This is a genomic window from Nanchangia anserum, from assembly GCF_015240065.1.
Classification (GTDB): Bacteria; Actinomycetota; Actinomycetes; order Actinomycetales; family Actinomycetaceae; genus Nanchangia; species Nanchangia anserum.
In genome coordinates, this window is the sequence record NZ_CP060506.1 from 1,831,691 (window position 1) to 1,850,986 (window position 19,296).

19 protein-coding genes and 2 pseudogenes are annotated in these 19,296 nt (G+C 69.6%); 11 read left to right on the top strand and 10 right to left on the bottom strand.

Going from position 1 to position 19,296, the window contains the following annotated elements:
- Positions 1–32: 32 nt before the first annotated feature.
- The gene (gene trxA, locus H8R18_RS08560; RefSeq protein WP_191071603.1) at positions 33–356 is read left to right on the top strand and encodes a thioredoxin; all 324 of its coding nucleotides are present in this window, start codon (positions 33–35) and stop codon (positions 354–356) included.
- A gap of 2 nt (positions 357–358) precedes the next feature.
- Positions 359–679 (top strand): thioredoxin family protein, encoded by a 321-nt coding sequence (locus H8R18_RS08565; protein ID WP_191071604.1) that lies wholly within the window; start codon positions 359–361, stop codon positions 677–679.
- Between the two features lie 18 nt (positions 680–697).
- Here the strand turns inward: H8R18_RS08565 and H8R18_RS08570 are convergent, their stop codons facing one another.
- The 5 genes and pseudogenes from H8R18_RS08570 to H8R18_RS08590 form a co-directional block, all read right to left on the bottom strand.
- Positions 698–2,083, bottom strand: coding sequence for a methyltransferase (locus H8R18_RS08570; RefSeq protein ID WP_194189259.1), 1,386 nt, complete (start codon positions 2,081–2,083; stop codon positions 698–700).
- A gap of 75 nt (positions 2,084–2,158) precedes the next feature.
- Positions 2,159–3,334: a variant leucine-rich repeat-containing protein gene (locus H8R18_RS08575; protein WP_191071606.1), complete on the bottom strand. Its 1,176-nt coding sequence runs from the start codon at positions 3,332–3,334 to the stop codon at positions 2,159–2,161.
- Between the two features lie 57 nt (positions 3,335–3,391).
- Positions 3,392–4,114 (bottom strand): anaerobic ribonucleoside-triphosphate reductase activating protein, encoded by a 723-nt coding sequence (locus tag H8R18_RS08580; RefSeq protein WP_191071607.1) that lies wholly within the window; start codon positions 4,112–4,114, stop codon positions 3,392–3,394.
- Positions 4,111–5,920: pseudogene (locus H8R18_RS08585) on the bottom strand (ribonucleoside triphosphate reductase). The gene H8R18_RS08580 and the pseudogene H8R18_RS08585 overlap by 4 nt, the downstream one beginning before the upstream one ends.
- Before the next feature lie 217 nt (positions 5,921–6,137).
- A complete protein-coding gene (locus tag H8R18_RS08590) occupies positions 6,138–7,046 on the bottom strand; it encodes a phosphatase PAP2 family protein (protein WP_194189260.1) in 909 nt (302 codons plus the stop codon).
- A gap of 74 nt (positions 7,047–7,120) precedes the next feature.
- On the opposite strand from H8R18_RS08590, the gene H8R18_RS08595 reads away from it, so the two are divergent.
- The 6 genes from H8R18_RS08595 to H8R18_RS08620 all read left to right on the top strand — a co-directional run bounded on the left by H8R18_RS08595 (position 7,121) and on the right by H8R18_RS08620 (position 12,208).
- Positions 7,121–9,571 carry a DEAD/DEAH box helicase gene (locus tag H8R18_RS08595; RefSeq protein ID WP_191071610.1) on the top strand — a complete coding sequence of 817 codons (2,451 nt, stop codon included), beginning with the start codon at positions 7,121–7,123 and terminating at the stop codon, positions 9,569–9,571.
- Positions 9,572–9,622: 51 nt separating this feature from the next.
- Positions 9,623–11,104, top strand: a complete 1,482-nt coding sequence (locus H8R18_RS08600; RefSeq protein WP_191071997.1) for a DUF1846 domain-containing protein — start codon at positions 9,623–9,625, stop codon at positions 11,102–11,104.
- Positions 11,105–11,254: 150 nt separating this feature from the next.
- On the top strand, positions 11,255–11,470 hold the full coding sequence (locus H8R18_RS08605) for a DUF4244 domain-containing protein (RefSeq protein WP_191071611.1): 216 nt from the start codon (positions 11,255–11,257) through the stop codon (positions 11,468–11,470).
- On the top strand, positions 11,467–11,796 hold the full coding sequence (locus H8R18_RS08610; RefSeq protein WP_191071612.1) for a hypothetical protein: 330 nt from the start codon (positions 11,467–11,469) through the stop codon (positions 11,794–11,796). The genes H8R18_RS08605 and H8R18_RS08610 overlap by 4 nt, the downstream gene beginning before the upstream one ends.
- Positions 11,793–11,939 (top strand): hypothetical protein, encoded by a 147-nt coding sequence (locus H8R18_RS08615; protein ID WP_194189261.1) that lies wholly within the window; start codon positions 11,793–11,795, stop codon positions 11,937–11,939. Before H8R18_RS08610 ends, H8R18_RS08615 begins: the two co-directional genes overlap by 4 nt.
- Positions 11,936–12,208 (top strand): hypothetical protein, encoded by a 273-nt coding sequence (locus H8R18_RS08620; protein ID WP_194189262.1) that lies wholly within the window; start codon positions 11,936–11,938, stop codon positions 12,206–12,208. The genes H8R18_RS08615 and H8R18_RS08620 overlap by 4 nt, the downstream gene beginning before the upstream one ends.
- Here H8R18_RS08620 and H8R18_RS08625 read toward each other — a convergent pair.
- From H8R18_RS08625 to H8R18_RS08640, 4 genes and pseudogenes are all read right to left on the bottom strand, one after another.
- Positions 12,205–12,492 carry a hypothetical protein gene (locus H8R18_RS08625; RefSeq protein WP_194189263.1) on the bottom strand — a complete coding sequence of 96 codons (288 nt, stop codon included), beginning with the start codon at positions 12,490–12,492 and terminating at the stop codon, positions 12,205–12,207. The two genes, H8R18_RS08620 and H8R18_RS08625, sit on opposite strands and share 4 nt — an antisense overlap.
- Before the next feature lie 198 nt (positions 12,493–12,690).
- Positions 12,691–13,317 carry a type II secretion system F family protein gene (locus H8R18_RS08630; RefSeq protein WP_191071614.1) on the bottom strand — a complete coding sequence of 209 codons (627 nt, stop codon included), beginning with the start codon at positions 13,315–13,317 and terminating at the stop codon, positions 12,691–12,693.
- Positions 13,314–14,551, bottom strand: a pseudogene (locus H8R18_RS08635) (TadA family conjugal transfer-associated ATPase). The gene H8R18_RS08630 and the pseudogene H8R18_RS08635 overlap by 4 nt, the downstream one beginning before the upstream one ends.
- A complete protein-coding gene (locus H8R18_RS08640; protein ID WP_191071616.1) occupies positions 14,467–15,303 on the bottom strand; it encodes a CpaE-like family protein in 837 nt (278 codons plus the stop codon). The pseudogene H8R18_RS08635 and the gene H8R18_RS08640 overlap by 85 nt, the downstream one beginning before the upstream one ends.
- A gap of 147 nt (positions 15,304–15,450) precedes the next feature.
- On the opposite strand from H8R18_RS08640, the gene H8R18_RS08645 reads away from it, so the two are divergent.
- From H8R18_RS08645 to H8R18_RS08655, 3 genes are all read left to right on the top strand, one after another.
- Positions 15,451–16,416 (top strand): hypothetical protein, encoded by a 966-nt coding sequence (locus H8R18_RS08645; protein ID WP_191071617.1) that lies wholly within the window; start codon positions 15,451–15,453, stop codon positions 16,414–16,416.
- Positions 16,417–16,771: 355 nt separating this feature from the next.
- Positions 16,772–17,665 carry a hypothetical protein gene (locus tag H8R18_RS08650; RefSeq protein ID WP_194189264.1) on the top strand — a complete coding sequence of 298 codons (894 nt, stop codon included), beginning with the start codon at positions 16,772–16,774 and terminating at the stop codon, positions 17,663–17,665.
- Positions 17,662–18,597: an alpha/beta fold hydrolase gene (locus tag H8R18_RS08655; protein ID WP_191071619.1), complete on the top strand. Its 936-nt coding sequence runs from the start codon at positions 17,662–17,664 to the stop codon at positions 18,595–18,597. The genes H8R18_RS08650 and H8R18_RS08655 overlap by 4 nt, the downstream gene beginning before the upstream one ends.
- On the opposite strand, the gene nth is transcribed toward H8R18_RS08655, so the two are convergent.
- Positions 18,537–19,232, bottom strand: a complete 696-nt coding sequence (gene nth / locus H8R18_RS08660) for an endonuclease III (RefSeq protein ID WP_194189265.1) — start codon at positions 19,230–19,232, stop codon at positions 18,537–18,539. The genes H8R18_RS08655 and nth overlap by 61 nt on opposite strands.
- Positions 19,233–19,296: the final 64 nt, after the last annotated feature.

A 19,296-nucleotide genomic window follows, 5' to 3' on the forward strand; every position in this document is an offset into this window, starting at 1 on the left:
ATGGAGGCGTTGTCTACGTCAGGAGGAAACTCATGGCCGCCGAACCGGTTACCGATGCCGACTTCGCCGAACGCGTCCTTGCATCCGACGTGCCCGTTCTCGTCGATTTCTGGGCGCCGTGGTGCCCGCCGTGCCGCCAGATGAGCCCCGTCATCGAGGAGATCTCCGACGAGGTCGACGGCACCGCCAAGGTCTACATGCTCAACGTCGACGAGAACCCGGCGACCGCCGCCAAGTACGGCGTTACGTCGATTCCGCGCTTCATGTTCTTCCGCGACGGCGAGGAGGTCGCGTCGCTGCTGGGTGCGCGCCCCAAGGCCGCGCTCGTCGCCGAGTTCGAGAAGATGGCGAAGTAGTCATGTCGAATCTCGAACCGATCATGCTCGACGAGCTCGACGCCCGCGTCGCCGCCGCCGACAAGCCCGTCCTCGTCGACCTGTGGGCACCGTGGTGCGGGTACTGCATGAGGAACATGCCGATCGTCGAGGAGCTGGCGAAGGAACACGCTGACGAGGTCGAGGTCCTCGGCCTCAATGTCGATGACAACCCGACGGCGCGCGAGACCTTTGGGATCGCGACGATTCCGTCCTACGTGCTCTTTGCCGGCGGCACGCAACACGTCATCCGCGGGTCGCAGACGAAGAAGGCGCTGCTTCAGGCCATCGCCGACGCCAGCTGATGCCGTCGGAGGCGGGGGCTAGTCCAGGACGTACATCCCCCGCGCGACGACCTCGCGCAGCAGGTCACGGGCCGCATCGGTCACGGCCTGCGCGTCGAGATCCATGAGCGTCGCGACGGCGACGGCAGCCTGACGCAGCGTCAAGTCGCCGTCGAGGGCGCCGAGAACCGCCAGCGCCGGCGCGTTTGTCACCACCTGCCCCAGTGCCGCATCGGCCGGGGCGGGCACGAGGGTGTGCGTGTCGGCCCGCCCGGTTCCCAGGGCGAGGACGCGCGACTCCTTCAGCTCGACGATGGGTCGCGGACGTGCGGCGTCGAGGCTCGCATCGTCGGCGTCGCTCAGCGCGGCGATGCCCGTCCACACGCGCTCGATCTGCTCGGGGTGCGGCAGCGGCTGACCGGCGTGAGCCCAGTCCGTGCGGATGGCTCCGCGCCGTGCGCTTCCCACGCGCCGCACGGCGATGATGCCCATCCCGATTGCGGCGATCCCCTGTTCCTCGAGCCACCGCGCCCACGCCCGAGCCCGCTCGTGCGCGTGCGGCCCCTCGTAGCCTGCGTCGCGCACCCAGTGGGCCGCATAGGAGGCAGCATCCATCTGGTCGCGACCGAGAATCCACGCGTCGACCGGCTGGTCGGTCAACCAGCCCTCTACGCCGGCGCTCGGCGCATCGGTGTCGGTGATAAACCAGTTGGCGAGGACGTAGCCGCGCCCGCCCTCATTGAGGTGGTCGGCCAGGCCGCGCACGAGATCGCGGACGAATGTGTCGCCCGGGAAGCCCGCGTCGCGGTAGACCAGCCGCTCGCCCGCGCTCGGGGGCGTGATGACGAACGGGGCGTTCGAGCACACGACGTCGAAGCGCTCACCGGCAACCGGCTCGTACAGGGATCCGGAGCGGGTCTCGACGTCGAGGCCGTTTAGCCGGGCATTCGCTCGCGTGATCGCCAGCGCTCGCTCGCTCACGTCGGTGGCGACAACGTGGGTGGCGTGGCGGGCAGCCCACAGAGCGTGCACGCCGGAACCGCACCCGAGGTCGAGGACGCGCCCGCGCGCCGTCGTTCCGAGAAGACGATGGAGGGTCAGGCTGGCGTGGGTGAGTGCGCTCACGTGGTCACCGCCCAGCGCACCGCGCGAGGTCGCGAGATCGCGATCCCCCATGAGCCACAGCCCATCGGGCCCCTTGCCGACGCGAGCGATGACGCCCGGGCAGCGGACGCGTCCCGCCCCGGCATCCTCGACGACTCCCACCGCGCGTGCCGCCGCCAGTGCGTCCTCGCCCAGGGCTTCGCGAAGCGCAGCCGCGTCGACGTCGTGGCCAAGTTCGAACAGCCGGGTCAGGACCCCGCGTGGGCGCGCGCGTCCAGGTCGGCGCGCACTCGCTCGCCCGGTGACGCCAGCGCCAGGCACCCGCCATCGGGCACCCAGCCGGCCCGGCGAAAGGCCTCGGCTAAGCGGGCATAGTCACGGCCGGACACGTGCGGGCTATTCCTGAGTGGTCGCCGCACCCTGGCGCGCCAGCGTGAAGCCGCGGCCGGAACGAGTATCCCAGCACTTGACCCCGGAGGGCGTCGACGTGCACGCGAAGTCGCTGTACGTCGTCGACGTGTCGTAGACGAGGACCCCGCCCGAGCCGGACTCGACGGCGCGACCGGTCGAGCACGTCTGCGACACCCCGTCTTCGGACAGAGTGACGGTCACCGGATCCCCGCCGCACGAGGTGAAGTCCTGCTCGAAGATCGTGCAGCGCGTGTTGTCGTCATCGATCTGGCAGTTGATGTTGTTCGACGGCATGTGGAAATTCCGCGACTGCGCCGCACCCGCGGGAGCCGGGTAGCGGGGTGCCTGTTCCGAGGGCGTCTCGGTGGTCTCCTCGGGGGTCTCGCTCGTGGCGGGGGTGCTGGGCCCCTCGCGACCGGATTGGGAGGACGAGACCGTCGGTGCCGCCTCGGGCGACGAACCATCCTTGGCAAACACGAGGAAATACGTGGCAATCAGGCCGATGAGCACGAGCGCAAGCAGGATAGCCAACAGGATGAGTCCCATCGGTTTCTTCGCCTGCGGCTGCGCGTAAGGCTGCTGTGCATAGGCCGGCGCGGCATAGGGCTGCTGCGGGACGTAGCCCTGCTGATTCTGAGGAACGTAGCCGTATCCCTGCTGCGGCCCCTGCCCCGCCGGGGCGATCGCCGGGGGCTGCTCGAAGCCCTGTGCTGGGGTGGGATCGGGAACACTCACGGGGGCGATGGCCTGGGTGGCCTGGATGTCATCGGCATTAACCGGCTCGGGCTCGCTGGCCAGGCTCTCGGTCGCGGCGTCCTCCGGGGCCGCGGGTGAGTCCGTTTCCTCGGCCTGCGGCTCCTCGGTCGTCGCCATCACCTGGGTTTCGCCGCCGTCGCTCGCGGGGGCGGGAGCGCCAAGCGAGGCGCAGGCGGCGTCGTAGGCCTCGGCGCCGCTGAGGCCCGCGTCGCGCTGGGCCACCACGGCCTGAGTGAGGGGAGATCCCACCTGACGCAACCAATCGAGCAGGGCTTCATAGGCCTGGGGGTTTGACGCCACGAAGGGGTGAGCATCCGGGTACTGCCCGGCGATCTCAAAAAGACGCTCCGCGCTGATCTGCGGATCGACGGCCTCGCGCAAGATATCGTCGGGCACCGTATTCATGCGGACTCCTTCAGCTACCCGCGGCGGATAAGACGCCCCAAGTGTAACCAACAGCGCCTAATCGCCGCCGCGAATGACGACGTCGTCGAAGCCCTCGGCGACAAACGCGTCGCAGATCGCCCGAAAACGCTCGTCCCACCCCGGGCGCCAGGACGCGAACGACGTCGCCGTGCCGTTGCCTCGCGCCTTCTGGAGGGCGACAACGCGAACACCCGCCCGCCGCAGCGCGCCCGCCAGACCACCGAGGTCGGGGCCGTCGGGGTAGCAGGTCACCCGAACCTCGACGTCGACTCCGCTAGCCAGGACAGCATCGAGGCTTCGCCATGCCCGCTGTCCCGCTCCCGCACGCGCGACGACGGCCTCGTAGTCCTCGGGTAGCGCCTTGATGTCGAGGCCCACCCAGTCGAGGACTCCCGTTCGCAGCAATCGGGCAAGCCGCTCCGGGTAGGTACCCGCCGTGTGCAGGCCGACGCCATATCCCGCCTCGGCGACGCGCACGGCGGCCGGCACCAGGGCCTCCTGCCGCGTGGGTTCGCCTCCGGAGAAGACGACGCCGTCGAGGAGGCCGTGGCGGGTCTCCAGCAGCGTCTCGACGTCGTCCCAGGCGACGGCTCCGGGCGTCAGTGGATCGATGATGGCGCGGTTGTGGCAGTACACGCACGACCACGGGCAGCCTTGGGTGAAGACGGTGGCGACGAGGCGCCCCGGCCAGTCAACCATCGAGCAGGGCACGAGCCCGGCGATGCTCAACTCGGTGGCTGACCGGGTACGCCGGATCATCGGGCGACCATCTGGGGTTCGGCGAAGGTCACGCGTTCGTCGTATTCCGAGCGCTTTCCGGCGTTGAACGAGGCGACGGGGCGGAAATACCCCATGACGCGGGTCCACACCTCGCATTCGCTCTCGCGCCCGGAACGCTCGCACGTCGGGCAGTGGGGGTGCTCACCGGCGAGGTAGCCGTGGAGGGGGCAGATGGAAAACGTCGGCGTCACCGTGAGATAGGGAACTTTAAAGGTCGTGAGCGCGCGCCGAACGAGTTCGCGACACGCCCGCGCCGACGAGATCGCCTGCCCCATGTAGAGGTGAACGACGGTGCCACCCGTGTAGCGCTGCTGTAGCGCCTCCTGGCGGCGCAGGGCCTCGAAGGGGTCGTCGGTGAAGCCGACGGGAAGCTGCGAGGAATTCGTGTAGTAGGGGGCCTCGGCGGTGCCGGCCTGAATGATCGCCGGGTAGCGGCGGCGATCCTCGCGGGCGAAGCGGTAGGTCGTGCCCTCTGCCGGGGTGGCCTCAAGGTTGTACAGGTGCCCCGTGGCCTCCTGTAGCTCGCTCATGCGCGCGCGAATGTGGTCGAGCAGGCGCAGACACAGGGCCTCCCCCGCCGGCGTCGTAATGTCGTCGGCACCGGCGCTGAAGTTGCGGACCATTTCGTTCATCCCGTTGACGCCGATCGTCGAGAAGTGGGCGTCGAGCGTGCCGAGATAACGCCGGGTGTAGGGGAACAGCCCCTGATCCATGAGCCGACCGATTGTCTCGCGCTTCGTCTCGAGGCTGGCGGCGGCCAGGTCGATGAGGCGATCCATCGCCTGGATGAGCGCGGCCTCGTCGCCGGCGTAGAGGTAGCCCAGGCGCGCCATGTTCAGTGTGACGACGCCGATCGATCCCGTCTGCTCGCCCGATCCGAACAGGCCGTTGCCGCGTTTGAGCAACTCGCGCAAATCGAGTTGCAGCCGGCAGCACATCGAGCGGACGTCGCCGGGGTTGAGGTCGGAGTTGATGAAGTTCTGGAAATAGGGCAGCCCGTATTTCGCCGTCATCGTGAATAGCCGCTCGACATTTGGCCCGTCCCAGTCGAAGTCAGCGGTGATGTTGTAGGTCGGGATGGGGAAGGTGAACGCGCGTCCGTCGGCGTCGCCGGCCGTCATGACGTCGAGGAAGGCCCGGTTAATCATCCCCATTTCCTCGGCCAATTCGCCGTAGGTGAAGTCGCACAGCTCGTCGGCGACGAGCGGGCGCTCCTCAGCCAGATCGGCCGGACACGTCCAGTCGAACGTGAGGTTGGTGAACGGGCACTGCGATCCCCAGCGACTGGGGACGTTGAGGTTGAAGACGAATTCCTCCATCGCCTGCGTCACCGCGCGCTGGTCGAGGCCGTCGAGGCGAACGTACGGGGCGAGGTAGGTATCGAAGCTCGACAGCGCCTGGGCACCGGCCCACTCGTTTTGCAGTGTCCCGAGGAAGTTGACGATCTGACCGAGCGCCGTCGAGAAGTGTCGCGCCGGACGCGAGGCGATCGCTCCGGCGACGCCGTTGAACCCCTCGTGGAGGAGGTTTTTCAGCGACCAGCCGGCGCAGTAGCCCGAGATCATGTCGAGGTCGTGGATGTGCAGGTCGCCGTCGCGGTGCGCCTGCCCGATCTCGGGATCGTAGATGTGGGAGAGCCAATAGTTCGCGCTGACCTTGCCCGAGGCGTTGAGGATGAGCCGCCCGCGAATAGTCCTGATTGGCATTCGCCTTGACCCGCCAGTCGGCGCGGGTCAGGTATTCCTCGACGGTGGTGATCGGATCGATGCTCACGGGCTTACTCATCAGGTGTCCTCACGTGTCCCCACGCCCGCGATCGCGCGTCGGCGCCAATCCGGGCAACCACTAGATATTGTGTGCGACATTGACGCTAGCACTAGATATTGTGCTTTCAAGTCGTGGCGTGTCGCGTGGGACGCCGGTCCCGGATGCCCACATGTCCCCGCCGTCACCTCCGTCGCGATCGGCGTGTTGGGATGCGCTCAGGCGCGCACGCGTGTCGTTACGAGTAGAGGCGGTCGACGCTCCACGCGGCAAATGTCGCCACCGCGAGGATCGACGCCAGGCCCGCGGTCGCGGCCGCCAGCGTCGCCGGCGTCTGCGCGTGTGCGGCATCGGCGAGCCAGCTCGCACCCGCGGGTGCCGCGGGTCCTCCCGTCGCTGCGGCGACGGTGAGAAGCGCCGCCACCAGCCCGACCACCGCGGCCGCGACACAGATCGTCATCGCCCACGCGAGCACGCGCCGACCGCGGGGAGTCCGCGTCCCCGTCTCGACCGGGGCGAGCAACAGGGCGTAGAAGGTGACGACGCCGATGGCCGCGACGACATCCGAGGGCCGATGCCACTCGTTGAGGACGACCGCGATCCCCATGAGGGCCGTCCACGCCGCACCGGCCAGGGCGACGAGGGAGCGGATACGCACGGGCACGACGATCGTCAGCGCGACCGCGGCGGTCGCGGCAGCGGTGACGTGGCCCGACGGCAGCGAGTTCGCGATCGCCGGGCTGATGCCCACGTCGGGACGCCACAGGATGTCGTGTTTGAGAATCTGCGTCGACGCGACGGCCAGGGCGATGATCGCGGCGGCGCGCACGGCCAGCGCCGGGCGCCGCCGCACCGCGGCGATGACGCCCGCGGCGATCATGAGGCCGACGACCGTCGGAATCGACACGAGGGACAACACGACGCGATCGAGGCCACGCAGGCTCGGCAGCGCCCCGGTCGTCGCCGTCATCGCGACGGTATCGACGACCTGCCCCAGCCGGGTGAGGACGAAGGCTCCCCAGGCTGCCGCGAGCGCGCCCAGCCCGCGGCGGCGCCGAAGGCTCGCCACAGATAGGCGGCGCGCCACGTGCGGCGCGTGCGCGTGGCGGTGCGATCCCTGGCTGGCATAGCCCCTAAGAGTACTCACGGTCGACGTCAGCGCGCGCCAGCCGCTCGTTCACCCGCGCGGCACCGGCCGGTCGCGCCTCTTAGGCTGGGGGCGTGAGTGAGCACGGTCCAACTGCCGGCGTCGACGCGGCCTGGCAGTATTTGCGCGGCGTCGGCGGCATCGACGAGCGGCTGGTGGACACGCGCGTTCTGCCTCGTCGCGATGCCGTTTACGGCGAGTGGCCGGGGTGGGTGCCCGCCGGGCTGCGTGCCGCGCTGAGCGAGGACGGCCGCGCCAGGTTGTGGTCGCACCAGGTGGAGGCCGCTCAGGCGCTCTACGAGGGACGCCACACGGTTGTCGCAACGGGGACGGGATCGGGGAAGTCGCTGGCGGTGTGGCTGGCCTACCTCGCCCGCGCCGGCGAGGCCGCGGCGGGTCCGCGCAGCCTTGCCGAGCGAGCGCCGACGGCCTGCTACCTAGCGCCGACGAAGGCGCTCGCGCGCGATCAGATGCGCCACGTCACCGACCTGGCCACGCGCGCCGGCCTGGGGCTGCGGGTCGCGGCGGCCGACGGGGATACCGAGCGCGAGGCGAAGGACTTTGCGCGCACCCGCGCCGACGTCGTCGTGACGAATCCCGATTTTGTTCACCACGTGCTGCTGCCGCAGACGGCCAGGTGGACGCATCTGCTGCGCGGCCTGCGCGTCATCGTCGTCGACGAGATGCATTGCTACCGGGGGATCTCGGGGGCCCACGTCGCCCTCGTCCTGCGCCGGCTGCTGCGCCAGGCTCGCCGGCTGGGAGCGTCGCCCGCCGTGGCGCTGCTGTCGGCGACGTGCGCGCATCCGGGCGAGGCGGCCGCCCGGTTCCTCGGGGTCGATCCGACAGAAATCGCCACCGTCAGCGAGGACGGCTCGGGCAGCGGCGAGCACCGCTTCGTGCTGTGGCGCCCGCGCGTCGTGAGCGAAAGTGCCGAGGATGGCGCGGTTCTCTATGACGACGACGCGGCGAACTCCGCCGAGTGGGTGGCGCTCATGTCCCCGGCAACCGGGGTTCCCGGCGGCGGGATTCAACGCCGTTCAGTGACGTCGGAGGGCGGGGAACTCACCGGGGAGCTGGTGGGAATGGGCGTGCGGCTCCTCGCGTTCACTCGTTCTCGTCAGGGAGCGGAATCGTTGGCCGACATCGCGCGGGACCACCTCGCCCGACGCTATCCCGATGCCATCGACACCGTTGCCGCCTACCGCGGCGGCTATCTGCCCGAGGAGCGGCGCGGCCTCGAGGCCGACGTGCGCTCGGGGCGGCTGCGGGCGCTGGCGACGACGTCGGCACTCGAGTTGGGGATCGATGTCGCGGGTCTGGACGCGACGATCTCGTGCGGGTGGCCGGGGACCAGCGCGTCGTTTCGCCAGCAGTCCGGGCGCGCGGGGCGGGCGGGACGAGATGGGCTTAGCGTCCTCATCGCCTCGGACAACCCGCTCGACGCCTACCTGTGCGACCACCCCGACCAGGTCTTCGCCCCGGTGGAGGCCTCGGTGTTTGATCCGCACAATCCCCACGTCCTCGCCCCCCACCTGTGCTGTGCGGCCGCGGAATCCCCGCTGACCGAGGACGACCTGACGCTCTTCGGGCTGAGTGACAATGGCTTCGTGCGCATGCTTGCCGAGCGCGGGCTCCTCGTGCGCCGGCGCAGCGGCTGGTATTGGGACATCTCAGCTCACGAGCGTCCGTGGGATCTCGTCGACATCCGCGGGGGTGGCCACGAGATTCAGATCGCCAGGGCCGATGACGGCACGATCATCGGGTCGATCGATGCCGCGGCCGCCGATTCGCAGGCTCACCTCGGGGCCATCTATGTTCACCAGGGTCGGGTCTTTCGCGTGCGCGAACGCGACGAGGACGTCGTCGTCGTTGAGCCGGCCCCGCCCAAGCTGCGCACGCGCGTCACCGAGCACACGCGGGTGCGCATCCTCGGCGTCGAGAGCACGGTCGCGGGCACCGATGCGGCGGTGACGTGGCACGTCGGGGACGTCGAGGTCGAGCGTCAGGTCTCTGACTACGACCTGCTGCGGCTGCCGGGTCTTCAGTTCATCCGCAATGTTCCCCTCGATCTGCCGGCCCGGCGTTTTCCTACGCGCGCGGTGTGGTGGACACTCGATCCCGAGCTGGTCGACGCCCTCATGCTTGGCCCCGACCTCCTGCCCGGGGCGTTGCATGCGGCCGAACACGCCTCGATCGGCCTGCTGCCCCTGCTGGCAACGTGTGACCGCTGGGACCTCGGTGGATTGTCCATCGCCGAGCATCCCCAAACCGGCCTGCCGACGGTGTTCGTCTACGACGGCGCCGCCGGTGGCGCGGGTTTTGCCGACTACGGTTTCGCTCATCGCGACGCGTGGATGGGCGCGACGCGGGGGCGGGTGAGTGCGTGCGAGTGTCACGACGGCTGCCCGCGCTGCATCCAGTCGCCCAAGTGTGGAACGAACAACGATCCGCTCTACAAGGTGGGCGCCATCGATCTTCTCGCGCGTCTGGCTCCGGGTGACGTCTCAGCAGGTCTACGCTGAGACACGGCGTAGATGCCATCAGCCGATCGAGGAGGTTCTGTGACACACACGATGACGGGTTTTGATCGCGAAAAGTATCTGTCCTTGCAGTCGGACCACATCGAGGCCCGCCGCCGCGAGATCGGCGGAAAGCTGTACCTGGAAATGGGGGGAAAGCTCTTCGACGACCTCCATGCCTCCCGGGTTCTGCCCGGCTTCACTCCCGACACGAAGATCGCCATGCTCGAGCGACTTCGCGATGAACTCGAGATCGTTGTCGTCGTCAACGCCCGCGACCTCACCCGCAACAAGATTCGCGCCGACCTGGGGATTTCCTACGCCGACGACGCCTTGCGGCTCATCGATGCGTTCCGCGAGCGCGGGTTCGTCGTCAACAACGTCGTCCTCACCCGTTTTGCCGAGCACAACGAGCAGGCCGTCGAGTTCATGCAGCGGATGCAGCGGTTGGGGCTGTCGGTCGCCAAGCACCGGACGATCCCCGGCTATCCCTCGCACACCGAGTTGATCGTCTCCGAGGAGGGCTTCGGCCTCAACGATTACGTGCACACGACGCGCGATCTCGTCGTCGTCACGGCACCGGGGCCGGGGTCGGGGAAGCTGGCGACATGTCTGTCGCAGATTTACCACGAATTTGCGCGCGGGGGTTCGGCGGGGTACGCGAAGTTTGAGACCTTCCCGATTTGGAATCTCGACCTGTCGCACCCGGTGAATCTTGCCTACGAGGCGGCGACGGCCGACCTTGACGACGTCAACATGATCGATCCGTTCCACCTGGCCGCCTACGGCAAGCAGACGGTGAACTATAACCGCGACGTCGAGGTGTTCCCGCTGCTGCGCGCGCTATTGGAGAAGCTCGTCGGTGAGTGCCCCTATGCCTCGCCCACCGACATGGGTGTCAACATGGCCGGGCTGTGCATCAGTGATGACGAGGCGTGTCGGGAGGCGGCAAAGGCCGAGATCATTCGCCGCTACTTCCACGCGATCGTCGAGGAGCGCAAGCGCGAAAGCGATCCCGATCAGTCTCAGCGCATCGCGATCATCATGAAGACGTTGGGGATTTCTCCGACGGATCGCCCGGTGGTTCCCGTTGCCGTGGAGCTGGCTGAGCAGACGGGGCAACCCGCCAGCGCCATCGAGCTTCCCGACGGGCGGATCGAGCGGGGCAAGACGTCGGAGCTGCTGGGCTGTTCGGCGGCGATGCTCCTCAACGCGCTCAAGGTGTTGGCCGGGATCGACCCGCACGTCAACCTGCTCTCGCCCGAGTCGATTGCGCCGATTCAGACGCTCAAGACCGAGCATTTGGGATCGCGCAATCCGCGGCTGCACACCGACGAGGTGCTCATCGCGCTGTCGGTGTCGGCGGGATCGGATCCGCATGCGCGTGCGGCGCTGGATCACCTGCGCGATTTGCGCGGATGCGACGTGCACACGACGACGATCCTCGGCAGCGTCGACGAGACGATCTTCCGTAATCTCGGGATCCAGGTGACGTCTGAGCCGCACTACCAGCGCAAGACGCTGTATCGGAAGTAGTGGCCTCGTCCCGGTCGTGGCCGTTGTCCCCACGGATGGTGAAGGGCGACGCGGGCCGCGGCCGGGGCGGGCGCGCCCGCGGGCGCGGTGGGTCCTCGGCAGGGTGAAAGTGCCACGTTGTGGCACGTCACCGACTGAGAGGAGTCCACGATGTCGACCCGATACCTGTCCGCTCAAGCCCGCGTTCACTCGTGGTGGCTGCGTCTGCGCGAGCGCGGTGCAGCCGAGGAGGGAATGGCGACGGCCGAATACGCCATCGGCACGATTGCCGCGGCCGCCTTTGCCGGCGTGCTGTTGCTCATCGTCAAGGGCGGGGCGATCAAGCAGGCGCTGACGGCCATCATTCAGCAGGCGTTGTCCGTGTGAGGCGCGCCGGCCCCGAGTCCGGCATGGTCACGGCCGAGATCGCCGTGGCCTTGCCGGCGGTTATTGCCGTGTGTGTCCTCCTTGTCGGCCTCGCCCAGGGCGGGGCGGCGAAGATCCAGGCATGTGATGCGGCGCGGGTGAGCGTGCGCGCCGCCGCGATCGGCGAGGCTGCACCGCCGCCGCGACGTGGTGTGAGCGTCGAGGTGGTCACCGAGGGCGAGTGGGTCAGCGCCTACGCGCGCTCCTCGGCGCCCCTGCTCGGCGACCTCGGTGGTGCGCTCACGTGCGAGGCCCACGCCCTGTCCGAGACGGTGCCGGCCTCATGAGTGCGTCGCTTTCGCCCGGCCTGGCCGGTGAGCGCCCGCGCGAGCTCAGCGCGGGCGAGGGCGGGTCGGGGACCGTCCTCATGGTCGGCCTCCTCGCCGTCGCCGTTGCCTATCCCTCGCCATTGGCGCATTCGCCGGGGTGAGTGTCGCTAAGGCGCGAGCGCAATCGGCTGCCGACTGTGCCGCCTCTCGCAGCGGCGCAGGTTGCCGTGGCCTCGGGGATGCCTCTCCGTGCGCGGTCGCCGGCGAGAGCGCGGCGCGCGGCGCGCAACGGTGCCCGACTGCTCAGCTGCGAGCAGACCGGTGGGATGTGCGGGTGCGCGTCGAGCGCGACGTCGTCGTCGGTGCGCAGGCGTGGACCGTGCACGCTCGATCTCGCGCGGGTCCCGCCACGGCCGAGCAGGCTCCCTAGAGCAGTCCGAGCAGGACGGGGACGAGGCCGAGGAGGACGAAGGCGGGAAGCTGACACAGGCCGAGCGGTACGACCAGGCGAACAGCCAGCCGCTCGGCCCGCTTCTCGCGCCTGCTGGTGGCGTCTCGAGCGCACGTGATCCGCGCTCGCCACCAGCATCGGGTGCGGACCAACTCCCTCGAGCCATGCGGAGCCAACGCCTCGGCCAGGGGTGCGTAGCGTGCGGACGCCTCGGCCCACGCCAGGTCCCAGGCCGCCCCCAGTTGTAGCGCGCGAGCGACCACCGCAGGTCGTCTTCGCCGATCGCCACTCCCAGGGCCTCCAGGGTGCCGGGCACGCTCGCCCCGGAGGCGACGGCGGCGGCCGCCAGATCGAGGACTACCGCGAGGTCGACGGCACGATGGCGAGCGACGCGGCGTCTCTCGGCTCGCGATGACCGAGGACCCACGGCAGTCCCGCCGCGGCGGCGCACAGCAGCGTCATCATGATCTGTCCTCGACTGCGGCCGCGATGAGGCGGCGCATCCACGCGATGCCGATGCAGCCGACGATGATGCCCACCAGCCCGCTGAGCGTGCCCAGGCTTCCGTCGAGCAACACGCTCACCGGATGGGCGCCCAAGACGGCACCCATGGCGATCCCGGCAAGCGGCAGGGCGGCGAGCAGTCTCGCGGTGGCGACGGGACCGACCAGCGCGAGGCGGCGGTGATGGTGGGCGGCCTGGGCCTCGCCGATGCCGGCCGCCACCCGATCGAGGACATCGGCAAGTGGGGCGCCCGAGTGAGTGGCAAGCGTGAGCGCCGCGGTGAGTTCGGGAATGTCGCGAGCCACGTCGTCGCGCGAGATGTCGCGGCGACTGAAGGCCCGCTCGCAGGCATCGGGGATGGACGCCCCGGCCCGCAGCCGTTGGGCGATCTCGATGGCCAGCTGTCCCGAATCGATCCGCACCCGCCGCGCGCGCCACCGGGCGCTAACCGCGCGCAAGCGAGCTCGGATGTTCTGGGAGCGTCGCTGTCTCAGCGCGTCGCGCCATCGCCGGTGCACGCAGGAGTGGGGCGGGGTGAGAATCCAACCGGCGAGACCTGCCGCTGCCATCACGATGACGTTCATCGCGCCTCCTCGTTTTCCGCAGGAATGTCGAGGCGCTGGAGCAATCGCGGCCACGCCGGGCCGGGCGATAGTGTGCCGTCGCGCGCGATCGAGGCCGCGATGTCGGCGCGCAGGTCGCCGCCCACGCGCACGGGCACACCGATCTCTCCGATCCATCGAGTCGGCCCCTCGCCGCCGGCTGCGCGACGGATATGAACGAAGGTGTCGATCCCGGCAGCCGCCTGGGTCGCGACGGTGTGGGCGCTCATTCCGGCAAGCGCGCCCAGGGCATACAGGCGCGCGGGGACGTCGGTCACGGCGTTGGCGTGGATGGTGGCCCAACCGCCCTCGTGGCCGGTGTTCATGGCCGCCAACACGTCACGGACTTCGCCGCCTCGGCATTCGCCGAGGATGAGGCGGCCGGGCGCATCCGCATGGCGGCGCGCACGAGATCGCTCATCGTCACCTCGCCGGCGGCTTGGACGTTTCCTCGGCGCTGTTGGAGGTGGACGACGTGGGGATGGTCGGGACGCAGTTCCGTGACTTCCTCGATGCACAGGATCCGCTGGTCGGTCGGGACGAGGCCGAGCAGGGCCGACAGCAGCGTCGTCTTTCCCGATCCGGTGGCACCCGAGATGAACGTCGAGGCGCGCTCGGCCACGAGGGCGCGAATGACGGGTTCGAGGGCCGGGGCGATGGTGCCGCAGGCGACGAGGTCGTCGACGCTGAGGCGGCGCCGGCGGCTCGTGCGCAGCGAGATGAGCGGCCACGTCGACAGCGGCGGCAAGACGGCGTGTAGGCGGGTGCCGTCGGGCAGGGTGCCGTCGACGATGGGGCTGGCGTCGTCGAGGCGCTGGCGGGCGGCGGCAGCGAGGGACAGGGCGAGCGCGCGCAGCTCGTCTCCGCTCAGGGCTAGCGGGTGCGCGACGAGCCCCTCGCCGCGGTCGACCCAGGCCACGTGGGGATCGTTGACGAGGACGTCGGTGACGGCCTCGTCGGCGAGCAGCGGAGCCAGGTGAGGACCGTAACCGGCCACGGCCGCGTCGAGGGCGAGTTTGTCGGCCCACGTTTGCGCCGCCGACGTCAGGGGAACGCGCGCCTGGCTTACGGCCTGTGCGGGTGCAAGACCGCGGGCAACGCTGACTCGGGGATCGCGAGGCTGCGGACGCGCTAGGCGACGCATGCGCGCACCTCGCGTTCCAGTTGGCGAAGACAGCGGGCAAAACCACGCGAGGATGTCGGGCGTGGCCCCCATCCCCCGCCGATCGAGCGGATCGGTGCAGTGAGCGAGGGGACGGGGACGACTCGGCACGACGCGCGGCATCGACGCCGGGTGTCGACGAGCGCGAGGACGTCGGGGGTGCCCGTTCGCGACAGGGTCGCGGCCTCGACGACACCGACCCGGCCAACCCCAACGGTGACATCGCCCCATCCGCTGCCGCGGCCGACGTCGCAGACCACCCAGGCGCACATGCGCGCGAGGGCGGCGCATGCGGCCTCCACATTGCCCTCGACGCGCGCGACGCGAACCGGTCCCCACGACGACAAGGTCTCCGTCGCCGCCGCAAGCACCCCGCCGTCGCTCACACTCAGCGCCACCGCGTCGATACCGACGAGGTGAGTGGCTCCGGGTCCCGCGGGATCGGCATCGACGAGAACAGCGCCGAGGCGCCAGGCGAGGGCAGCGGCGAGGAGGGACGTCCCCACCCCGCCCGCCAGTCCGCGTACGGTGACGACGTGACCCGCACTCGGCGCGAGCGCATGGTCGAGGGCGACGAGGAGCGCGGGTTCGTCACCGGGGATCACGAAGTCGATTCCCGGTCCCGGGGCCTGCCCGATCCGGAAGGCGATCGGGCCCTCCCCGTCTGCACCACCCTCGCAGCAGGCGAGGACGAGCCCGCCCGGACCCGTCGACCAGCCGCCGAGCGCGCACACCTCGGCCAGCGCCGCCCGCAGCGACTCGGGACCGGGGCCGATGGTGACGTCGGCACCCGCGTTGTTCCTCATGTTGGCAACCTTTGTCTCACCCACGACGGCAAGCCGGCCGCAGAGGCCGCACGGCAGAACGTGTACACGCTCCTACCCCGTGGGGACACTGCTCGAGGTGTCCGACACGTTGTGTCCTTTCCCGGCTTCCTCGCCTAGCCTGGCCCCATGACCGCGAACTGTGACGTCGACCCGCTGGCCGGACACGCTCCCACCCGCCTGTATGCGCTGGCGGTGGCCGCCGGCGTGATCTGCGGAACCGGCGCGTTTCTCACGATCATTCACGCCGCGGCAGGGTTTCAGGTCGGCGTCCTTCAGGGGATCCCGTGGGGATCCTCACTCGCGATGGCCTCTCTGGTGGCGGGCCTCGCGATGATGTCGGCGGTCGTCGTCTCGGCCGGCTCGGCGTCGACGTGGTCGCTCGTGTCGATGGCCGTGACGACGAGCATTCTCACGTTCGCGACGGCCTATAGCCCGATGGTGATGGCGACGCTCATCGGCCAGGTCGGGCGTCAGCTGTCGTGGTCTCCCCTCATCGCGGGGATCCCGGCGTCGGTCATCGGAGCCACGTACGCGTGCGGTTCCGCCCGTCGCGCCGGCGCGCACAGCGAGGTGGGGGCACCCGTCCACCGCGGCGGGACGCTGCCGACGCGCCTGTACGTGCGCCCTCACCGAATCCGCACGTCGTGGGGGCTGTCGCTGCTGGCCGCCGGAATCGCGGGAATTCTCCTGCTTGCCAGCGTCCTGTGGTTGGCCTCCCACACGGTTGTCGATCCCGTCGAGGTCTCGCTCATGCCGTCCGGGGCGATCGCCAGCCACCAGTTCGCCATCATCGTCGCCGTCATGTCGGGCGCGATTTTGACGATGTCTGCTGCCCTGTCGGCGTTTGGCCCGCTGGTCGTCGTCACCGTCCTCATGATCGTTCCCGCCGCCTACGCCTCGGTTCTTCAACTCATCACGCTCGGCGAGTCGGTGACGCGGGCGTCGCTGCGCTCCATCACCCTGTCGGCTCCCGTGCTCGGCGTGTGGGGAGTCGTCGTCGTCGCCCTCGTCATCGCCACCGTGCTGGCGCGCCGCGACGGGATGGCGTGCGTCGAACGAGCAGCGCTGGCCCAGGTGGATGCGGATACGTAAGTGGCCTCCGCGCGGTGTTTTCTGCGCGGATCGGCCTCGGGGTATGGGTACGCTCGGGGATGACGAGACATTTTGAGGAGGCTGCAATGACCGAGCGCAAGGACGCTCCCGCCGAGGAACCGACGTCGCGGCTGTGGTTTGTCGACGAGGCCGACGGCCCGCACGATCCCGCCCTGGACGCCCCGCGCATCAGCACGGACGACTCGCTGATCGCCGGCGGCACCGTCGCGGAAGCCACCGATGCGCCCGCGGCAGACGACACGATCGTCCTGCCCGCCACCTCGTCGATCCCGCCGAAGACGATGCACACCGCGATGACGCCGAGGAAACCGCCGAGGTCGACGAGACCGACGATGTGGAGACGACGCAGACGCGTCGCCTGTCCCTCATGGAGGCAACACCGCAGCCGAGCGTCCCGAGCGAACCCGACGCCCCGACCGAGGACGCGGCCACCGCAGCTGTCGAGATCGAGGCCGACACCGCTGAGGAAGCGAACGAGGCGGACTCCGAGAAGGCGGTGGATGAGGAGCCGGCGCAAGCTTCGGAGCACCTACCCGAGACGACGATCATTCCGGCCGCCGCGCCCAGCGTTCCCGTCACGCCCGTCCCGGTGACAGCCGAGTCCCCGCGCGACGACAATGCCCCCGCCACCGAGCCGGCTGATCCCGCGCCGGCCCCGGCCCGCGAGCGCTACACCCTTGACGAGGCGATCTTCGATGGGGCCACCGCGTTGCCGTCGATTCCCTCGCGCGTGCCCGCACACATCTGGTCGGTGTTGCTCACGCTTATCCTCACCCCGGTTGCGTGGTTTTTCGCATGCGACGGCGTTGCCCGGCTGCTCCCCGGTACTCTCACCGAGGTCGCCCCGCGTATCCACAACGTCGCGGGGCTGCTCGAGATCGCCGCTGCGGCCCTCGTCATGTTCCTGCTCGTCCTCCTGGCCCGCTGGTCGTCGCTGGGGAGTTTCGTGTGGGGCATCGTTTCGCTGGTGGCCGGCGTCGCGTTCTTTGTCGTCCAGGGCCTCGCCCTGAACGTCATCGGCTCGCTCAATCACCTGTTGCAGGCGATGCGCGGGGTCAACGGATTCTTTAGCAATGTCGCCCACCACCTGGCCTTCAGCCTGACCGGCGGCATCATCGTCCTCGCAGGTGTCGTCCTCATCGCGCTGGGCTTCGTCTCGCACGGGGCACGCCGAAAGGGTCGTCGCGATTACCTGGCGCGCCGCGCCATTGACAGCCTCGACCAGTGAGGACTCCGAAGCCGCCCAACCCCGAGCTCGTGCGTCCGGCGGGCCCGTGGCTTCACCGTGACTTATCGGTCAACGGCACGCAGCTGCACATTGTCGAAACCGGCAACCTGCGCAGCCGTGACGCCGTCATTCTTCTTCACGGGTTTCCCCAGTTCTGGTGGTCGTGGCGTCACGTGCTTGCCGAGCTCGCCGATTCGGATCGGCGGATCGTCGCCGTCGATCTGCGCGGGTGCGGTGGCTCGGATCGTCCTCCGACCGGCTACGACTTGCTGACGCTCTCGCGTGACGTCGTCGGCGTGGCGACGGCCGTGGGGGCCAGCCGCATCGTCGTCGCCGGTGCGGGTATCGGCGGGGCGCTGGCGTGGATGATTCCCCACCTGGCCCCCGACGTCGTGCAGGCGATCGTGCCGATCTGTGCCCCTCATCCCCTCGAGGTTCGCTCGCACCCGGCGGGTCTGCTGACGCGCGCTGCCGTCTCGTACGGCTATTTCCAGGTGCCGGTTCTTGCCGCGCGCACGCTGCGCTCGGGCCGCCTCATTCGCACCCTGCTGCGCCGGTGGACCGGACGCGACAACCGCGCGGTCATGCTCGAGGAGGCCGATCGCTACGCCGCGGTGCTTCAGGCGCCGTTCGCTGCCGAGTGCGCCCTGCGGCCTCTGCGCGAGCTGCGCTACCTCTCGCGCGCCCAGCGTCGCCTGCTGCGCCGCCCGGTGCTGTGCCCGGTGTGGTCCGTGCGTGGGGCCGCTGATCGGGTCCTCCCACCCACCGCGTATGCTCACGACGCCATGCACTCGGCCGCGCCGCTGACCCAGCTCGTCATCCCGCGGGCCGGCCATTTCATCGCCGAGGAGGCGCCGGCAACGCTGGCGACTCAGCTGAGTGAGGTCGCCGACGCCGCGTTCGCCTCGCCCGGAGCCGACGGGCACAACTGAGCCAGCGGGCAGACGTCGCATTCGGGTCCGCGCGCGTGGCAGATCTCGCGCCCCAGTGTGATGAGCCGGTGGCACAGAACCGTCCAGTTCGTCTGCTCGCCGTCGCGGGTGAAGTGCGCGGCGAGGTCGTCTTCGATGGCGCGCGGCGTCGTCTTGTCGCTGATGCCCAGTCGCGCGGCGAGCCTGCCGACGTGGGTGTCGACGGTGAGTGAGGGCACGCCAAAGCAGTTGCCGAGGACGACGTGGGCGGTTTTGCGGCCGACGCCGGGAAGTGAGACGAGGTCGCGCCGGTTCTGCGGCACCTCCCCGCCGAAACGGTGGACGATCCCGTCGGCGAGGGCGACGAGCTGCGTGCCGCGTCGGCGTTGGAATCCCAGGGGACGCACGATCGCGGACACGTCGTCGGGGTCGGCGGCGGCGAGGGCCTCCGTCCGGTCCGGGTAGGTCGCGAACAGCTCGGGAGTCACCGTGTTGACCCGCGCGTCTGTCGTCTGTGCCGACAACACCGTGGCAACGAGCAGCTCGAACGCGTTGCGATGGCGCAGCGCGCAGTGCGCATCGGGATAGGTACGGGCGAGGCGTTCTTCGATGGCGCGCGCTCGCCTCGTCGTCGCGGATGCTGCCGAGTCTGGCACAGCGCGTACTCCTCATATTCTCGTCGGGCGGCCCCTAGACTAGATACAGGACCGAGGGCAGGAG